The 15,136-nt window shown below is 73.0% G+C and carries 11 protein-coding genes and 1 pseudogene; 9 read left to right on the plus strand and 3 right to left on the minus strand.

Annotated features, from left to right (window positions below):
* Positions 1 to 55 precede the first annotated feature (55 nt).
* The 6 genes from AOK22_RS26740 to AOK22_RS26765 all read left to right on the plus strand — a co-directional run bounded on the left by AOK22_RS26740 (position 56) and on the right by AOK22_RS26765 (position 6,151).
* Positions 56 to 1,729, plus strand: a complete 1,674-nt coding sequence (locus AOK22_RS26740) for a glycerol-3-phosphate dehydrogenase/oxidase (RefSeq protein ID WP_055701283.1) — start codon at positions 56 to 58, stop codon at positions 1,727 to 1,729.
* On the plus strand, positions 1,726 to 3,300 hold the full coding sequence (locus tag AOK22_RS26745) for an FAD-binding oxidoreductase (RefSeq protein ID WP_055701275.1): 1,575 nt from the start codon (positions 1,726 to 1,728) through the stop codon (positions 3,298 to 3,300). The genes AOK22_RS26740 and AOK22_RS26745 overlap by 4 nt, the downstream gene beginning before the upstream one ends.
* Before the next feature lie 7 nt (positions 3,301 to 3,307).
* Positions 3,308 to 4,009: a glycerol-3-phosphate responsive antiterminator gene (locus AOK22_RS26750; RefSeq protein ID WP_079036837.1), complete on the plus strand. Its 702-nt coding sequence runs from the start codon at positions 3,308 to 3,310 to the stop codon at positions 4,007 to 4,009.
* 7 nt (positions 4,010 to 4,016) lie between these two features.
* Entirely contained in the window at positions 4,017 to 4,319 is a 303-nt protein-coding gene (locus AOK22_RS26755) for a putative quinol monooxygenase (RefSeq protein ID WP_055701276.1), read from the plus strand.
* A complete protein-coding gene (locus AOK22_RS26760; RefSeq protein WP_055701277.1) occupies positions 4,316 to 5,458 on the plus strand; it encodes a zinc-binding dehydrogenase in 1,143 nt (380 codons plus the stop codon). The genes AOK22_RS26755 and AOK22_RS26760 overlap by 4 nt, the downstream gene beginning before the upstream one ends.
* Positions 5,459 to 5,527: 69 nt before the next feature.
* Positions 5,528 to 6,151: a hypothetical protein gene (locus tag AOK22_RS26765; protein WP_055701278.1), complete on the plus strand. Its 624-nt coding sequence runs from the start codon at positions 5,528 to 5,530 to the stop codon at positions 6,149 to 6,151.
* A 45-nt stretch (positions 6,152 to 6,196) separates the two neighbouring features.
* Here AOK22_RS26765 and AOK22_RS26770 read toward each other — a convergent pair whose 3' ends face one another.
* Both AOK22_RS26770 and AOK22_RS26775 read right to left on the minus strand, forming a co-directional pair.
* Positions 6,197 to 7,567 carry an SLC13 family permease gene (locus AOK22_RS26770; protein WP_055701279.1) on the minus strand — a complete coding sequence of 457 codons (1,371 nt, stop codon included), beginning with the start codon at positions 7,565 to 7,567 and terminating at the stop codon, positions 6,197 to 6,199.
* 208 nt (positions 7,568 to 7,775) lie between these two features.
* Positions 7,776 to 8,618: an IclR family transcriptional regulator gene (locus tag AOK22_RS26775; RefSeq protein ID WP_079036838.1), complete on the minus strand. Its 843-nt coding sequence runs from the start codon at positions 8,616 to 8,618 to the stop codon at positions 7,776 to 7,778.
* 97 nt (positions 8,619 to 8,715) lie between these two features.
* Between AOK22_RS26775 and AOK22_RS26780 the strand changes: the two genes are divergently transcribed.
* Positions 8,716 to 9,888, plus strand: coding sequence for a pyridoxal-phosphate-dependent aminotransferase family protein (locus AOK22_RS26780; protein WP_055701280.1), 1,173 nt, complete (start codon positions 8,716 to 8,718; stop codon positions 9,886 to 9,888).
* On the plus strand, positions 9,881 to 12,814 hold the full coding sequence (locus AOK22_RS26785; RefSeq protein WP_055701281.1) for an FAD-binding and (Fe-S)-binding domain-containing protein: 2,934 nt from the start codon (positions 9,881 to 9,883) through the stop codon (positions 12,812 to 12,814). The genes AOK22_RS26780 and AOK22_RS26785 overlap by 8 nt, the downstream gene beginning before the upstream one ends.
* Positions 12,815 to 12,831: 17 nt before the next feature.
* On the opposite strand, the gene AOK22_RS26790 is transcribed toward AOK22_RS26785, so the two are convergent.
* Positions 12,832 to 14,028 (minus strand): alpha/beta hydrolase family protein, encoded by a 1,197-nt coding sequence (locus tag AOK22_RS26790; protein ID WP_055701282.1) that lies wholly within the window; start codon positions 14,026 to 14,028, stop codon positions 12,832 to 12,834.
* Between the two features lie 186 nt (positions 14,029 to 14,214).
* Here AOK22_RS26790 and AOK22_RS26795 point away from each other — a divergent pair.
* Positions 14,215 to 15,136, plus strand: a pseudogene (locus AOK22_RS26795) (immunity 49 family protein); the annotation flags it as partial.

A 15,136-nucleotide genomic window follows, 5' to 3' on the forward strand; every position in this document is an offset into this window, starting at 1 on the left:
GGTGGTTCGGGGTGACGGCCCCCGGGCCGTCACCCCGAACCACCAGGAGCTGATCGTGATCACCATGCCCGCCCGCAAACCGGGACGCAGCGCCGCGGCCACCCGCCGCACCCCCCTGCTGCTCGACCGCACGGGCATCAAGCGCCGCCTCGCCGACGACACGTACGACGTGCTCGTCATCGGCGGCGGCGTCACCGGGGCGTACGCCGTCCTGGACGCCGCGTCGCGTGGACTGCGCGCCGCCCTCGTCGAGAAGGACGACTTCGCCTCCGGCACCTCCTCCAAGTCCTCGAAGATGGTCCACGGCGGCCTGCGCTACATCGAGCAGGGCAACGTCAACCTCGTGCGCCACTCGCTCCTGGAGCGCCACCGCTTCCGCAAGAACGCGCCGCACCTCGTGCACCGGCTGCCGTTCCTCTTCCCGATCCTGGAGAAGGAGGGCGTCTTCGACCCGCGCCTGGCCAAGGGCTTCGAAGGGCTCCTGTGGACGTACGACCTCGTGGGCGGCTGGCGGATAGGCAAGCTGCACCAGCGCCTGACCGTCCCCGAGGTCCTCTCGCACGCGCCGACGCTGCGGGCCGACCACCTCAAGGGCGGCCTGATGTACTTCGACGCCCGCACCGACGACGCCCGGCTCGTCCTCACCATCGTCCGCACCGCCGCCGCCCTCGGCGCCACCGTGCTCAACGGCGCCACGGTGGGGGGCCTGCTCACCCAGGGCGGCCGGGTCGGCGGCGCCCGCGCCACGGTCGACGGCGACACCATCGACATCCGCGCCCGCGCCGTCGTCAACGCCACCGGCGTGTGGACCGACCAGGTCGACGCCATGGCCGACGACGGACACCGGCCGCAGGTGCGGCCCGCCAAGGGCGTGCACATCGTCGTGCCGTGGGACAAGGTCCGCATCGACTGCACCGTCACCGTGCCCATCCCCGGCCGGGCCCGCCGCGCCACCTGCACCCGCTGGGGCAACAGCGTCGTCCTCGGCACCACCGACGAGGACTACCAGGGCTCCGCCGACGACGTGCACTGCACCCGGCAGGAGATGGAGTTCCTCCTGGAGGGCGCCAACACCGCCTTCGAGGGCAAGCTCACCCCCGACGACGTGGTCGGCTCCATCGGCGGGCTGCGCCCCCTGGTCGGCGGCAAGGAGGGCGCGACCCTCGACATGCGCCGCGACCACCACATCACCGTCGGCGCGGGCGGCATGGTCACCGTCACCGGCGGCAAGCTCACCACCAGCCGGCACATGGGCGAACTCGTCGTCGACAAGGTCATGACCGTCCTCGGCCGCAAGGCCAGGAGCCGCACCAGCACGCTGCCGCTGCTCGGCGGCGCGGGGTACGACTCCGAGGCGGTCGCCGCGTCCGGCGGGCTCGCCGCCCACCTCGGCGAACGCTTCGGCACCGAGGCCCGGTTCATCGGCGACCTCATCGCCGACGACCCCTCCCTGGCCGCGCCCGTCGTCGAGGGACTGCCCTACACCCGCGCCGAGGTCGTCTACGCGGCCCGCGCCGAACTCGCCCGCTCCGTCGACGACGTCCTCTCCCGCCGCACCCGCGCCCGCCTCTTCGCCCGCGACGCGTCGGCCGAGGCCGCCCCCGTCGTCGGCGAACTGCTCGCGCGGGAACTGAACCTCACCCAGGCCGAGACGGACCGCTCCGTCGCCGACTACCTCGCCTCCGTCGCCCACGAAAAGTCCGTACTCCTCGAAGGAGCCGCAGCATGATCAGCCGTCAGACCATCACCCACCCCTTCAACCGCGGGAACTACACCGTCGGCGCCCCCAGCCAGGCCACATGGGCCCGCACCACCCCCATCGGCGACGGTGAGGCCGCCCTGCAGACCGACCCCGTCGACGTACCCGAACAGGTCGTCGACGCCCTGCGCGCCGCCGCCCGCGCCGTGCACGTCGAGCGCGAGGAGGTCGTCACCCGCACCCGCGACTGGTGGGCCGGCTCGATGATCGGCGAGACCGAGGGCCGCCCCGCGACCCCGCACGCCGTCGTCGTCGAGGCCGCCGACGCCGACCAGGTCGCCGCCGTCCTCAGGATCTGCCACGCCGCGGGCATACCCGTCACGCCCTCCGCCGGACGCTCCAACGTGACCGGCGCGGCCCTGCCCGTCTTCGGCGGCGTCGTCCTGGACGTCTGCGGCCTCGACCGGATCACGGGCTTCGACGCCGAGTCGAACATCGTCGACGTCCAGGCGGGCATGTTCGGCGACCTCTTCGAGAAGCAGCTCCAGGAGGAGTACGGCGTCACCACCGGGCACTGGCCCTCCGCCTTCGCCGTCTCCACCGTCGGCGGCTGGATCGCCTGCCGCGGCGCCGGCCAGCTCTCCACCCGCTACGGCAAGATCGAGGACATGGTCGTCGGCGTCGACGTCGTCCACGCCGACGGCACCCGCGCCACCTACGGCGACTACGCCCGCGCCGCCGTCGGCCCCGACCTGCGCCAGCTCTTCGTCGGCTCCGAGGGCACCCTCGGCGTCATCGTCTCCGCCCGCCTGCGCGTCCACCCGCTGCCCGCCCACGCCGACGCCGTCGCCTACGGCTTCGCGACCTTCGCCGAGGGCCTCGACGTCTGCCGCGAGATCATGCAGCGCGGCGCCACACCGGCCGTCCTGCGCCTGTACGACGCCCTGGAGTCGGGCACCCACTTCGGGCACCCCGACACCAACCTCCTGCTGATCGCCGACGAGGGCGACCCGGCCATCGTCGATGCCTCGCTCAAGGTCGCCGCCGAGGTGTGCGCCGCCCGCGGCACCGAACTCGACGGCAAGGCCGTCTTCGAGCGCTGGCTCGACGAGCGGATGCTGGTCGGCAAGTCGTCCGACGGCTTCACGCCGGGACCCGGCTTCGTCGCCGACACCCTGGAGATGGCCGCCGCCTGGGCCGACCTGCCCGTCATCTACGACGAGGTGGTCGCCGCCATCCAGTCGGTGCCCGGCACCCTCGCCGCCTCCGCCCACCAGTCGCACGCCTACACCGACGGCGCCTGCGTCTACTTCTCGCTGCGCGGCGACGTCGCGCCCGGGACACGCCGCGACTGGTACCGGGCCGTCTGGGACGCCGCCAACGCCGTGCTCATCAAGCACCGCGCGGCGCTCAGCCACCACCACGGCTGCGGCCTGCTCCGCGGCCCCTACCTGGAGGAATCCCTCGGCGCCGGCTTCGCGACCTTCGTGGCGGTGAAGAACGCCCTGGACCCGGCGGGCATCCTCAACCCTGGCAAGCTGGGCCTCCCCAGCCGCTTCGGCACCGCCCCGCTGAGCCGCGCGGCCACGTCACGAGCCTAGGCAGCCCATGAACTCCTCCCTCCGCTCCCGGCCGCTCGACGCCCGGCTCGCCACGGCCTTCGCCGAGGTGCCGGTCGTCGCGTCCATCGTCGGCTCCCAGCCGCTGCGGCAGTTCCTCACCGCCCCGGCGAAGGTGTGCATCCTCGCGTCCTTCGCCGTCGGGCAGCTGCCCCAGGTCGTCCCGGCGCTGCGCAAGGCCGGCAAGACCGTGTTCGTGAACGTCGACTCCAGCCCCGGCCTCGCGCAGGACCGCGGCGCCCTCGACTTCATCAAGGACATGGGCGCGAGCGGGGTGGTGAGCACCCGGCTCGCCCTCATCGAGAAGGGCCGGCCGCTCGGGCTGCTCACCGCGCAGAAGGTCTTCGTCACCGACCGCTCCAATCTGCGCAGGAGCATGGACGCCATCTCCCGCGGCATGCCCGACCTGGTCGAGGTCATGCCCGCCCCCATCGTGGCGCGCATGACCCCCCAGGCGCGCCGCGCCATGTCGCCGACGGTCGCCGCCGGCTTCGTGGAGACCCCCGCGGACGTGGCCGCCGCACTGGCCCTCGGGTCGGTCGCGGCGGCCACGTCCGACCACCGCCTGTGGCATCTGCGCCGCGACGCGCTGCCGCGCCCCGCGGCCCCGGGAAAGCCCGCAGAACAGGCCCCTGACCTGGCCGAGAAGGCCCCGGACCTGCCCGCACAGGCCCCAGAACAACAGGAGTAGAACCACCGTGAGTTACGTCGTCGTGGCCCGCTACCGCACCCTGCCGGACCAGGAGCGGACCGTCCTCGCACTGCTCGACACCATGGCCGAGGCCTCCCGCGCGGAGCCCGGCTGCCGTCAGTACCGCGTCCACCAGGGCACCGAGGACCCGCGCGCCGTCCTGCTCTACGAGGAGTACGGCACCGAGGCGGACTTCACCGCGCACTGCGCCTCCGCCCACTTCCAGGACATCGTGCTCGCCAGGATCGTCCCGCTCCTGGAGACCCGGGACGTGCTGCGCTGCGCTCCCCGCGAGGACGTGGGCGCATGAGGATCACCGCCGCCGTCCTGCGCGACGCCGTACGGGAGCGCCCCTACGGGGAGAGCCGGCCCGTGGCCGTCGAGGAGCTCGAACTCGGCGCGCCCCGCGAGGGCGAGCTCCTGGTCCGTGTCGCCGCCGCGAGCCTGTGCCACTCCGACCTCTCCGTCGTCAACGGCGACCGGGTCCGGCCGCTGCCCATGGCGCTCGGGCACGAGGCCGTCGGCGTCGTCGAGGAGACCGGGCCGGGCGTCCACCGCGTGGCGCCCGGCGACCATGTGGCGCTGGTCTTCGTGCCCAGCTGCGGCTTCTGCCCGCGCTGCGCCGAGGGCCGCCCCGCCCTGTGCGACCGCGCCGCCGCGGCCAACGGCTCCGGCGGGCTGCTGCACGGCCCCTCCCTCCTGAGGGACTCCGCCGGGCACACCGTCCACCACCAGCTGGGCGTCTCGGCGTTCTCCTCGCACGCCGTCGTCGCCCAGGAGTCGGTGGTGCCGATCCCGAAGGACGTGCCGTTCACGGTCGCCTCGATGTTCGGGTGCGCGGTGCTGACCGGCGCGGGTGCCGTCATCAACACCGCGGCGCTGCGCCCGGGACAGTCCGTGGTCGTGCAGGGGCTCGGCGGCGTCGGCCTGTCCGCCGTGCTGGGCGCCCGCGCCGCCGGGGCGTACCCGATCGTCGCCGTCGACCCGGTCGCGGACAAGCGCGCGCTGGCCCTGCGCCTGGGCGCCACGCACGCCTACGCGCCGGACGAGGCGCCCACCGCCGTCCGCGACCTGACCGGCGGCGGCGCCGAGGTGGCCGTCGAGGCCGTGGGCAGCCCCGCGGTGATGGCCGCCTGCCTGGCGGTCGTCGCGCGCGGGGGCCGGGTCGTCTCGGTCGGCCTGCCCGGACCCGACCGCGTCCTGGACGTGCCCGCGCTCGCCTTCGCGGGGGAGGGGAAGTCCCTGATCGGCTCGTACATGGGCGACGCGGTGCCGCGCCGCGACATCCCCCGCTTCCTCGACCTGTGGCGTGCCGGCCTGATGCCGGTCGAGGAGATGCACACTGGCACGATCGCCCTGTCCGGGATCAACGAGGCCATGGAGGAACTGGCCTCGGGCCGGGCGATCCGCCAGGTCGTCGACACCTCGGGGATGTTGAGCCCGGTGTGAGGCGCGGGCGCGGCGACCGGACCAGGCCACGGTTCGGTCGCCTGTGCGAAGGGCGGTAGCGTCTTCGCCGTGGGTACGGACATTCACGGCGGAATCGAGTTCCGCCACCCCTCGGCGGGCACCGACTTCTACGACGGCGAGCCCTGGGTCGCGGCCATGGACCTGTGGCCGCTGTACGACGAGGTCGACTACGCGGCGTTCGGCTGCCTGTTCGGCGTGCGCAACGACGCGGGCTACCGGCCCCTTGCGGCCGGCCGGGGTCTGCCGGACGACCTGTCCGGGCGGCTGCGCGACGGGCTGGCGTCCTGGGTGGCGGACGGGGAGCTGGGCGATGCCACGTGGGTGAGCTGGACGGAGCTGGCGGGGCTCGACCCGGACGCCGGACCGGACCGCTATGTGGGGCGCCTGTCGTGGCAGCACAAGTCGAGCCCGTACCTCTGGCACCGGCGGATGCTGCCCGCGCGGTGGCCCGACGAGGTGGTGGAGACGGTCGGCCCGCCACCGGCCGGGCTCGACACCGCGCGCGGCGAACTGGAGTGGGCCGTGGGGGACCTGACGTGCCGCTACGAGCCGCTGACGGCCGGGTCGATCCTGGGTCCCGGCACCCACTGGCCGCATGTGTTCGCCGTGATGAAGGCGCTGGCGGGCCGGTTCGGCGACGACGGGGTGCGGCTCGTGGTGGCGTTCGACTGACGCGGCGTACGGGGGAGTCGGGAGGCGTCGGGGGAGGGGCGCGGGTCAGAGGGAGCCGGGCACCACGAACAGCGCCCAGGTCACGAGCGGCCCGGCCACGGCGATCCCGAGGCCCCACGCCATGAGGCGGCGGAAGACGTAGTCCCGTTTCTCCTCCGGAGTGTTCGCGGTCACCAGCGCCCCGCTGGTGGAGAACGGCGAGGAGTCCACCACGGACGACGAGACGGCCAGCGCGGTGATCATTCCCACGGCCGCGACCTGGCCGTCCAGCAGGAATGGCACCGCCAGCGGGATCAGCGCGCCGAGCATCCCCGTGGTGGAGGCGAAGGCGGACGCGACGGCGCCGATGAGGCAGATCAGCAGGGCGCCGAGGAGGGGTGCCTGGAGGGACGCGACCTGCTTGCCGAGGTGGTCGATGGTGCCCAGGCGCTCCATCTGGCTCACATACGTGACGATCCCGCAGACCAGCAGCACGGTCGACCACGCGCACCGGTCGACCGCGCCCTTGGCCGACGCCGGCGAGACCAGGGAGAGCACGACGGTGACGGTGAGCGCCATCAGGCCCACGTCGAGGTCGAAGAAGAGCGCTCCGACGACAAGACCGACCAGGCCGAGGAGGGTGAGCGCGCGGGGGCCGTCGAGGCGGAGGGGACCGGGTGGTGCCGCCGTGGGCGTGGGAGCGGTGGCGGTGAGGGTGGGCGCTGTGGGCGTGGCAGCGGTGTCGGGCGGGGTCCGGCCGCTGGGCGGTGCGGCGCTCTTCGGGTGGGCGACGGCCGTGCCGTCGGCGCTCCCGTGTGTCTGCGCGCGTTGCCCGAGCAACTGCCTGCCGCCGAAGGCGACGAAGGCGAGGGCGCAGAGGGCGGCGTTGAAGAGGAACGAGGCGGTGAACAGCAGCGCCGGGTTGCCGGGCAGGTCGTTGCGCTCGATGACGCCGTTGGTGATGCTGCCGAAGACGCCGATCGGCGAGAAGCCCCCCGCGCTCGCGCCGTTGGCGATGAACAGGCCCATGAGCACGGGGTTCATGCCGTGCGCCACGGCGAAACCGAGGCCGATCGGGGCGATGATCCCGACCGCGGCGGGGGTGACCGCGCCGACCGCGGTGAGCAGTGCGGTGACGAGGAACATCACCCAGGGGATGAGGGCGATCCGGCCGCGTACGGCCTTGACGGCGGCGTCGACGAGCCAGTCGACGGTGCCGTTGTTCTTCGCCATGGCGAACAGCATCGTCACGCCGACCAGGACGACGAACAGATCACCGGGGAACCCGGAGAAGAGGTCGTCCGCCGACTCGTGCGCGACCGTGGAGCCGACGACGAAGGCGGCCACGATGGCCAGTGCGCCCAGATGGACGGAGGTGAAGGTGGCGACGGTGAAGATCAGTAACAGGGCGAGGACGGAGATGAGTTGATCGGACACGAGGGCTCCCTTGCGGTCGGCCGGAGGCCATGTCGCGGTGTGCCGTGGTGTGTGGCGTGGGGGTGCGCGCGGCACCGGAGGGAGCGCGGTGCGAGGCGGCGCACGGCGTCCGCCCCCGGGGCGCGAGGGCCCAGGGGTGACGGAGTTATTCCGTAAGGCGGAATGCGGCTTTCGCAAAGGGGAGTATTGGGGCGCCGATTCGCAGGCGTCAAGAGGGGTGACGGATTCCCTCGGAGAGGTCCGGGCCGTCGGTGGGTGCGGGGCGTCCGGCGTCCGTGCCCGCGCCCGTGGCGCCCGCCTTGTCCGGGCGCGGGTGCCCCAGTGCGGCGCTGACCTGCCGTGCCGTCTCACTCACCAGCACGCCGTGCGCGGCGCTCGCCTCCGGAGTCATGCGGCTCGTCGGCATGTTGACGCTGATGCTGGCGATCGGCAGCCCTGCCCCGTCGAGGACCGGCGCCGCGACGGCGGACACGTCGGTGCGCCACTCGCCGCCGTTCGTCGCGTACCCCCGCTCCCGGATCAGCGTCAGCTCGGCGAGCAGCCGCTCCCGCTCGGTGATGGTGGTTTCGGTGAACTCCTCCAGGCCGCCCGCCATGTGACGCTCGATCACCTCCGCCGGGCTGGACGCCAGCACGGCCTTGCCGTTCGCCGACGCGTGGATGGGCAGCTGCGTGCCGAGGGCAAGAATGATCCGCACCGGCTTGGACGTCTCCAGGCGCTCGATGAGCACCACCTTGTCGCCGTTCGGCACAGTCAGGTGGACCGTCTCGTCCGTGCGCCGCCGCAGCTCCTCCATCAGCGGCACGGCCACGTCGCGCAGCCCCAGCTCGCCGGTGGCACGCCGTCCGACCTGCAGGGCCTTGGTGGTCAGGACCCAGCGGGTGACCTCGCCGCCGGCCGGGCGGATCCAGCCCGCCGTGTGCAGCGTCCGCAGGGCGCGCTGGGCGGAACTCTTCGGCAGGTCCAGGGTGCGGGCCAGGTCGGCGACGCCGATCGGCTGCCGCGCCGAGACCTCTTCCAGTACGCGAAGTGCGTTGAGGACGCTCTGCATCCGTTGACTCCCCCTGCGCTCGGCTCCTATGCTCCGCGTGCCACCTTATGACACACCGTGCCACAATGCGGCACGCTTCACAAGGGAGTTGGCCACAGTGACCCCTCGCACAGGGCGGCATTTCTTACAGATCCCCGGTCCCACCAACGTCCCCGACCAGGTCCTCCGCGCCATCTCCGCGCCGACGATCGACCACCGCGGCCCCGAATTCGCCGCGTTCACCCACGAGTTGCTCGCCTCTCTCCGGCCCGTCTTCGGCACCACCGGACCCGTCGTGATCTTCCCCGGATCCGGCACGGGCGCCTGGGAGGCGGCGCTGGCCAACACGCTCGGCACCGGCGACCGGGTGCTGTGCGTGGAGACCGGCCACTTCGCCACGCTCTGGCAGCGCATGGCCGCCGACCTCGGCCTGTACGTCGACTTCATCCCCGGCGACTGGCGCCACGGCGCCTCGCCCGAGGCCATCGCCGAACGGCTCGCCGCCGACACCGTCCGTACGATCAAGGCCGTCTGCGTCGTGCACAACGAGACGTCCACCGGCGTCACCAGCAGGATCGCCGAGATCCGGCGGGCGATCGACGCGACCGGGCACCCCGCCCTGTTCCTCGTCGACACCATCTCCTCGCTCGGCTCCATCGACTACCGCCACGACGAGTGGGGCGTCGACGTCACGGTCGCCGGATCGCAGAAGGGCCTGATGCTCCCACCGGGACTCGCCTTCAACGCGGTCAGCGAGAAGGCGCTCGCCGCCTCCCGCACCCCGCGCCTGCGCAGGTCCTACTGGGACTGGCGCCCCGTCATCGAGGCCAACCGGCGCGGCTACTTCCCGTACACCCCCGCCACCAACCTCCTCTACGGTCTCGCCGAGGCGCTCCGGATGCTGGCGGACGAAGGGCTCCCCGAGGTCTTCGCCCGCCACGACCGGCACGCCGAGGCGACCCGAACCGCCGTACGCGGCTGGGGACTTGACGTGCTGTGCGCCGACGAGCGCGAGCACTCCTCGTCCCTGACCGCCGTTCTCGTGCCCGAGGGCCAGGACGCCGACAAGGTCCGCGAGATCATCCTGGAGCGCTTCGACATGTCCCTGGGCGCGGGCCTCGGCAAGCTGGCGGGACGGGTCTTCCGCATCGGCCACCTCGGCCACTTCAACGACCTCGCGCTCGCGGGCACCCTGGCCGGCGTACAGATGGGTCTCCAACTGGCAGGCGTACGCATCGATCCGACAGGTCTCGCCGCCGCCCTCGACGTCCTGCGAGAGCCCCATGGGTGAGGCTGCCGGGGACGAGGCCCGCGAAGAGGACTCCCGCGGGCTGCTGCGCAGGCTCACCGACGACCTCGACGGCGAGGTCCGCTTCGACGACTACACCCGGCACCTGTTCGCCCGCGACGCCGGCATGTACGCCATCACCCCGCTGGGGGTGGCCTTCCCCCGGCACGCCGACGACGTCGCCGCCGCCGTGGCCGCCGCCGCGGCCCACCGGGTCCCCGTCGTGCCGCGCGGCGCGGGTACCAGCCTCGCGGGCCAGACCGTAGGACCCGGTCTGGTCCTCGACCTGTCGCGCCACATGAACCGCGTCGTGGAACTCGACCCGGGCAGTGGCACGGCCCTGGTGGAGGCGGGGGTCGTCCAGGACCAGCTGAACCGTGCCGCGGCGCCCTGGCAGCTGATGTTCGGCCCGGACACCTCGACCAGCAACCGCGCGACCATCGGCGGGATGATCGGCAACAACTCGGCGGGCAGCGGCTCGGTGCGCTACGGCATGACCATCGACCACGTCCGCGAGCTCGACGTGGTCCTCTCCGACGCCAGCCGCACCCGCCTCGGCCCGGTCGACGGCACCGAACGGGCCCACCGGGCACAGCGCATCACCTTGGAGGGCGCCCTCTACCGCGAACTGCCCGAGATCGTCAGGGCCAACGCGGCCGCGATCGGCGAGGGCTTCCCCGACCACTGGCGGCGCGCCGGCGGCTACCGCCTCGACCGGCTGGCCCGCGAGGACACCCTCTTCGACCTGGCCAAGTTCGTCGTCGGCTCGGAGGGCACGCTGGCCGTGGCGACCACGGCACTGGTCGACCTGGTGCGCAAACCGGCCCGCACGGTCATCGCCGTCGGCCACTTCGCGTCCGTGGCGAACGCCATCGCGGCGACGGAGGACGCCCTCGCCTGCGACCCGTCCGCCGTCGAGCTGATGGACCGCACGATCCTCGATCTGTCCCGCCGCAAGATCGAGTACGCGGCGCTCGGCGACCTCCTGACCGGCAGTCCCGAAGCCCTGCTCTTCGTCTCCTTCACCGGCGACGAGGAGGCCGAACTCGTCGACCGCATGCGGCGGTTGACGGCGCTCTGGTCGCGGCACGGCCACGGCTACCACACCCTCCAGGCGGTCACCCCGGCGCAGCAGGCCTCCCTGCTGAAGGTCCGCAAGGCGGGCCTCGGCCTGCTGATGGCGGCGAGCGAGGGCACCCGCCGTCCGCTCGCCTTCGTCGAGGACACCGCCGTCGACCCCGCCCATCTCGCCGACTACACACGGCGGTTCAAGGACGTCCTCGACCGGCACGGCATGACCGCCGGGTTCTACGGCCACTGCTCGGTCGGCTGTCTGCACATCCGCCCCTATCTCGACCTCGCCGACCCGGCCGACGTCGGCCGCATGCGGGCCGTCGCCGAGGAGATCAAGGACCTGGTCGCCGAGTACGGCGGCGTGAACTCCAGCGAGCACGGCGACGGCCTGGCCCGCAGCGAGTTCAACCGCGAGATCTTCGGCGACAAGCTGTACGAGGCGATGCGGCAGGTCAAGCAGCTCTTCGACCCGCACGGCATCCTCAACCCCGGCAAGATCGTGGACGCGCGGCCCATGACGGACAACCTGCGCGACGCGGCCCTGCCGCCCGCCGGACCGCTGCGCACCCGCCTCTCCTTCGAGGTGGTGGGCGGCGGCGGGATGCGCGCGGCGGCCGACCGGTGCATGAACATCGGCCTGTGCCGCAAGACCGGCAGCGGCGCCATGTGCCCCTCGTACATGGCCACCCGCAAGGAGGAGGACTCCACCCGCGGACGCGCGGGCGCCCTCGTCAAGGCCCTGTCCGCACCCGACCCGCGCACGGCGCTCGGCGACGAGCGCCTCCACGAGATCCTCGACCTGTGCCTCATGTGCAAGGCCTGCAAGAGCGAATGCCCGCTCGGCGTCGACATGGCCACGCTCAAGAGCGAGACCCTCTCGCACCACCACGACCTGCACGGCGTACCGCTGCGCACCCGCCTCTTCGGCGCGATCCGCACCCTGAACCGACTGGGCTCGGCGACCGCGCCCCTGTCCAACCTGCCGGGCCGCATCGGCCCGCTGCGCCGTCTGCTGGACCGCCTGCTCGGCATCACCCCGCGGCGCCCCCTGCCGGTCTTCGTCCGCGACAACCTGCTGCGCTGGTCGCGCCGCCGTGCCCCCTCGCCGTACCCGCCCACCCAGGGGACGGTCACCTTCCTCGCCGACTCCTTCACCACGTTCACCGAGCCCGGCATCGGGCGCGCGGCCGTCGAACTCCTCGAACGGGCGGGCTGGCGCGTGCGGTTGGAGAGCGGCGGCTGCTGCGGACGGTCGAGCCTGTCCAAGGGCCTGGTGGACGACGCCAAGGACAAGGCCCGCACCCTCGCCCACACCCTGCACCGGTCGACCGCCCCCGGCTCACCGATCGTCGGCTGCGAACCGTCCTGCCTGATGACCCTGCGCGACGAGCACAAGGCCCTGCTGCCCGACGACACCGCCGTCAGGGACATCGCCGGGCGGGTCCGCCAGGTCGAGGAACTCCTCGTGGAGGCCGTCGACGCCGGACGGCTCGCCCTGAGCGAGAACTCCTGGCTCGCCGGCCGCAAGCTCCTCTACCACGGCCACTGCCACCAGAAGGCGGAGGTGGGGACGGCCGCGACGGTCGCCCTCCTCAGCCGTATCCCCGGAGCGACCGTCGTCGAACTGGACGCCGGCTGCTGCGGGATGGCCGGCTCCTTCGGCTTCGAGTCCGAGCACTACGACACGTCCATGACGGTCGGCGAGGACCGTCTCTTCCCCGCGATCAAGGAGGAACCCGCCGACACCGTCGTCGTCGCCACCGGCGTCTCCTGCCGCCAGCAGATCCTCCACGGAACCGAGCGCCAGGCGTGGCATCCGGTCGAGCTGCTGCGGGAGGCGGTCGCGCTCCCGTAGGGGATCCCCGGGGCCCCTCACCGTCGCCGGAAGGTGACCTCGGGGTGCTCCGGGCTCGGGCCGTCGAGCAGCGGCCGCGGGGTGCCCCGCAGGTGCCGGTCGAAGAAGGCCGCGACGTACGCGCGGGTGACCCGCTCGGACCGCTCGCCGGACAGCGGGACCTGCGGGTCGACCACACCGGCCTGCCCGGTCAGGACCGGCAGGTCGGTGAAGGTGAAGTGCCCCGAGCCCCGGACGGTCAGCCAGCGCTTCCAGCCGTCCAGGCCCTGCCAGGTCTCGTCCCAGTTCACGCCGTCCTCGACGCCTGGCGTGTGCTGCGCCTCGGTGCCCAGCATCAGGAAGGGGCGGCCCTTCAGCCCGGTGGGCTCCGTGTGGAAGTGGCCGTCCATGTTCAGGCCCGCGCGCACCCGGCGGTCGGAGGTCATGGCGGCCAGCGCCGCGGCCCCGCCGATGGAGTGGCCGCCCGCTCCGATCCGGTCGGCGTCGATCATGCGGGTGTGGCGCCAGGCGGCCTGCCCGCCGGTCAACCGGTCCAGTACGTACGAGAGATCCTTGGCGCGGCCCTCGGTGACGACCTTGCCCATCCCGGGCTTCGTGGAGGGTTCGCAGGCCTCGCAGGTGAGGATCCGCCCGCCGGGGAAGGCCGTGCCGTACGACTCGTAGGCGTGGTCGACGGTGGCCACGACGAAGCCGCGGCTCGCCAGCTCCTCGGCGAGGTGCGTCAGCGTGGAGCGGGGCGCGGTGAAACCGGGGGAGAGCACGACGAGCGGGAACCGACCGGCCGCCGGCCGGACGTCCGCGCGGGCGAAGGTGCGCGTCGCGCTGTACGCGGACGCGGAGATCTGGTCCTCAAGACCGCCCGCCTTCAGCAGCAGCGCGGCCTCCTTCTCCGACGTGTACGCGGTCGGCTGCCCGCCGCCGTGCCGCGCCGGGTAGTACACGGACACCATCAGCTCCCGTGCGCCCGCCGAGGGCACCCAGGGATCGCGGCGGCTCTTGTCGACGAGGTGCAGGGTGTCGCGGCCGACGGCGAACGATCCGGTGGGGCGCGGCAGATGGAGCCGTGCGGAAGCCTTCTCGCCGGCCGATGCCGTGTCCGAGCCGCCCGGGCTCGCGGCGAGGGCGCCGGCCGTCCCCGCGACGGGCACGGCCAGCGAGAGGGTGAGGACGGTGGCAAGAGCACGTCCACGGAAGGTGGTTCGGGTGTGCGTCATGCCAAACGACGCTAGGTCAGGGACGGGTGACGGCACGTCGGACCAGGGTCTGACGGTCACCAGACCACAGGGGTACGGAACCGTCAGCTCACGGTACGAGGCGGGATACGGCCACACCGGCGCGTTTGTGCCGCGGAGGGAGCCCCTGATGATCACGGTGTCGCGCCCGCTCCGTAGAGTCACCGCGTGAACGAACACCACGCACCCGACCCCCACCTGCCGATGCTGACATTCCCGCAGGCCGAACGCCTGCGGAGCCTGACGGCAGATCACTTCCTCACCCGGCGCGGGATACGCCCGCTGGTCGAGGGCGACGCCGTGCTGTGGGACGGCCACCGCAACCCGCTCCTCAACCTCGCGCACCAGTGCCGTGCCGCCGCCGAGGAGCACTGGCCCCAGCTGGTCGCCCAGCACTTCATCAGGCTGGAGAGCGCGTCCCAGGGCGGGGAGAGCGCGCCGGAACTCCTGGAGCGGACCTTCCTGCGCCTCGTGCCCGACGACGCCTTCCAGGGCGAGACGGCGAACGGCTTCCGCTACGCCCGCCCGGTGGCCGAAGGCCTGCTCCTGGTGCTCGCGCTGGACACGCCCACCTCGGTCCGCATCCTCGACGACCGCGACGTGGCGCGCGCCGGCGAGGAACAGCTGTGGGCGGCGGCTCGCGAGAACCTGCTGCGCGAACCGGTCGAGCACGTGGCGGTGAAGGGGCCCGAGGGCGCGCTGCTGCAGTCGGTCCACGGGGAGTCCCACTTCGTGGCGGGCAAGGTGCTCGTCCTGCCCGAACTGGCCCGCGCGACCACCGGCCGTGAACTGCCCGACGCCGGCGCCCTCGTCGCGCTGCCGAGGAGGAACCTGCTGGCGTTCCACCCGATCACCGACGGCACGGTCGTGGACGCGGTCAACGACCTGGCCTCGTACGCGATGGGGGCCTACCAGGACGGACCGGGCGGACTCTCGCCGCGCCTGTACTGGTGGCACCGGGGCCGGCTGACCTCGCTCACCGTCATCGACCACGAGACCCGCTCCTTCTCCGTGGCGGTGCCGCCCGAGCTGATGGACATCATGAAGCGGCTGCACGCCGGGAGCGCACCGGAGCACGCCGCCCCCGCCC

The sequence above is a fragment of the Streptomyces silaceus genome, assembly GCF_001419745.1.
GTDB classification, from domain to species: Bacteria; Actinomycetota; Actinomycetes; order Streptomycetales; family Streptomycetaceae; genus Streptomyces; species Streptomyces silaceus.

What these genes read in the sequence shown, in the direction of transcription:
- AOK22_RS26760 (WP_055701277.1), top strand. Translation starts at nt 4,316, where the DNA reads ATGAGGATCACCGCCGCCGTCCTGCGCGACGCCGTACGGGAGCGCCCC.
- AOK22_RS26775 (WP_079036838.1), bottom strand. Translation starts at nt 8,618, where the DNA reads ATGCAGAGCGTCCTCAACGCACTTCGCGTACTGGAAGAGGTCTCGGCG.
- AOK22_RS26790 (WP_055701282.1), bottom strand. Translation starts at nt 14,028, where the DNA reads ATGACGCACACCCGAACCACCTTCCGTGGACGTGCTCTTGCCACCGTC.
- AOK22_RS26785 (WP_055701281.1), top strand. Translation starts at nt 9,881, where the DNA reads ATGGGTGAGGCTGCCGGGGACGAGGCCCGCGAAGAGGACTCCCGCGGG.
- AOK22_RS26745 (WP_055701275.1), top strand. Translation starts at nt 1,726, where the DNA reads ATGATCAGCCGTCAGACCATCACCCACCCCTTCAACCGCGGGAACTAC.
- AOK22_RS26750 (WP_079036837.1), top strand. Translation starts at nt 3,308, where the DNA reads ATGAACTCCTCCCTCCGCTCCCGGCCGCTCGACGCCCGGCTCGCCACG.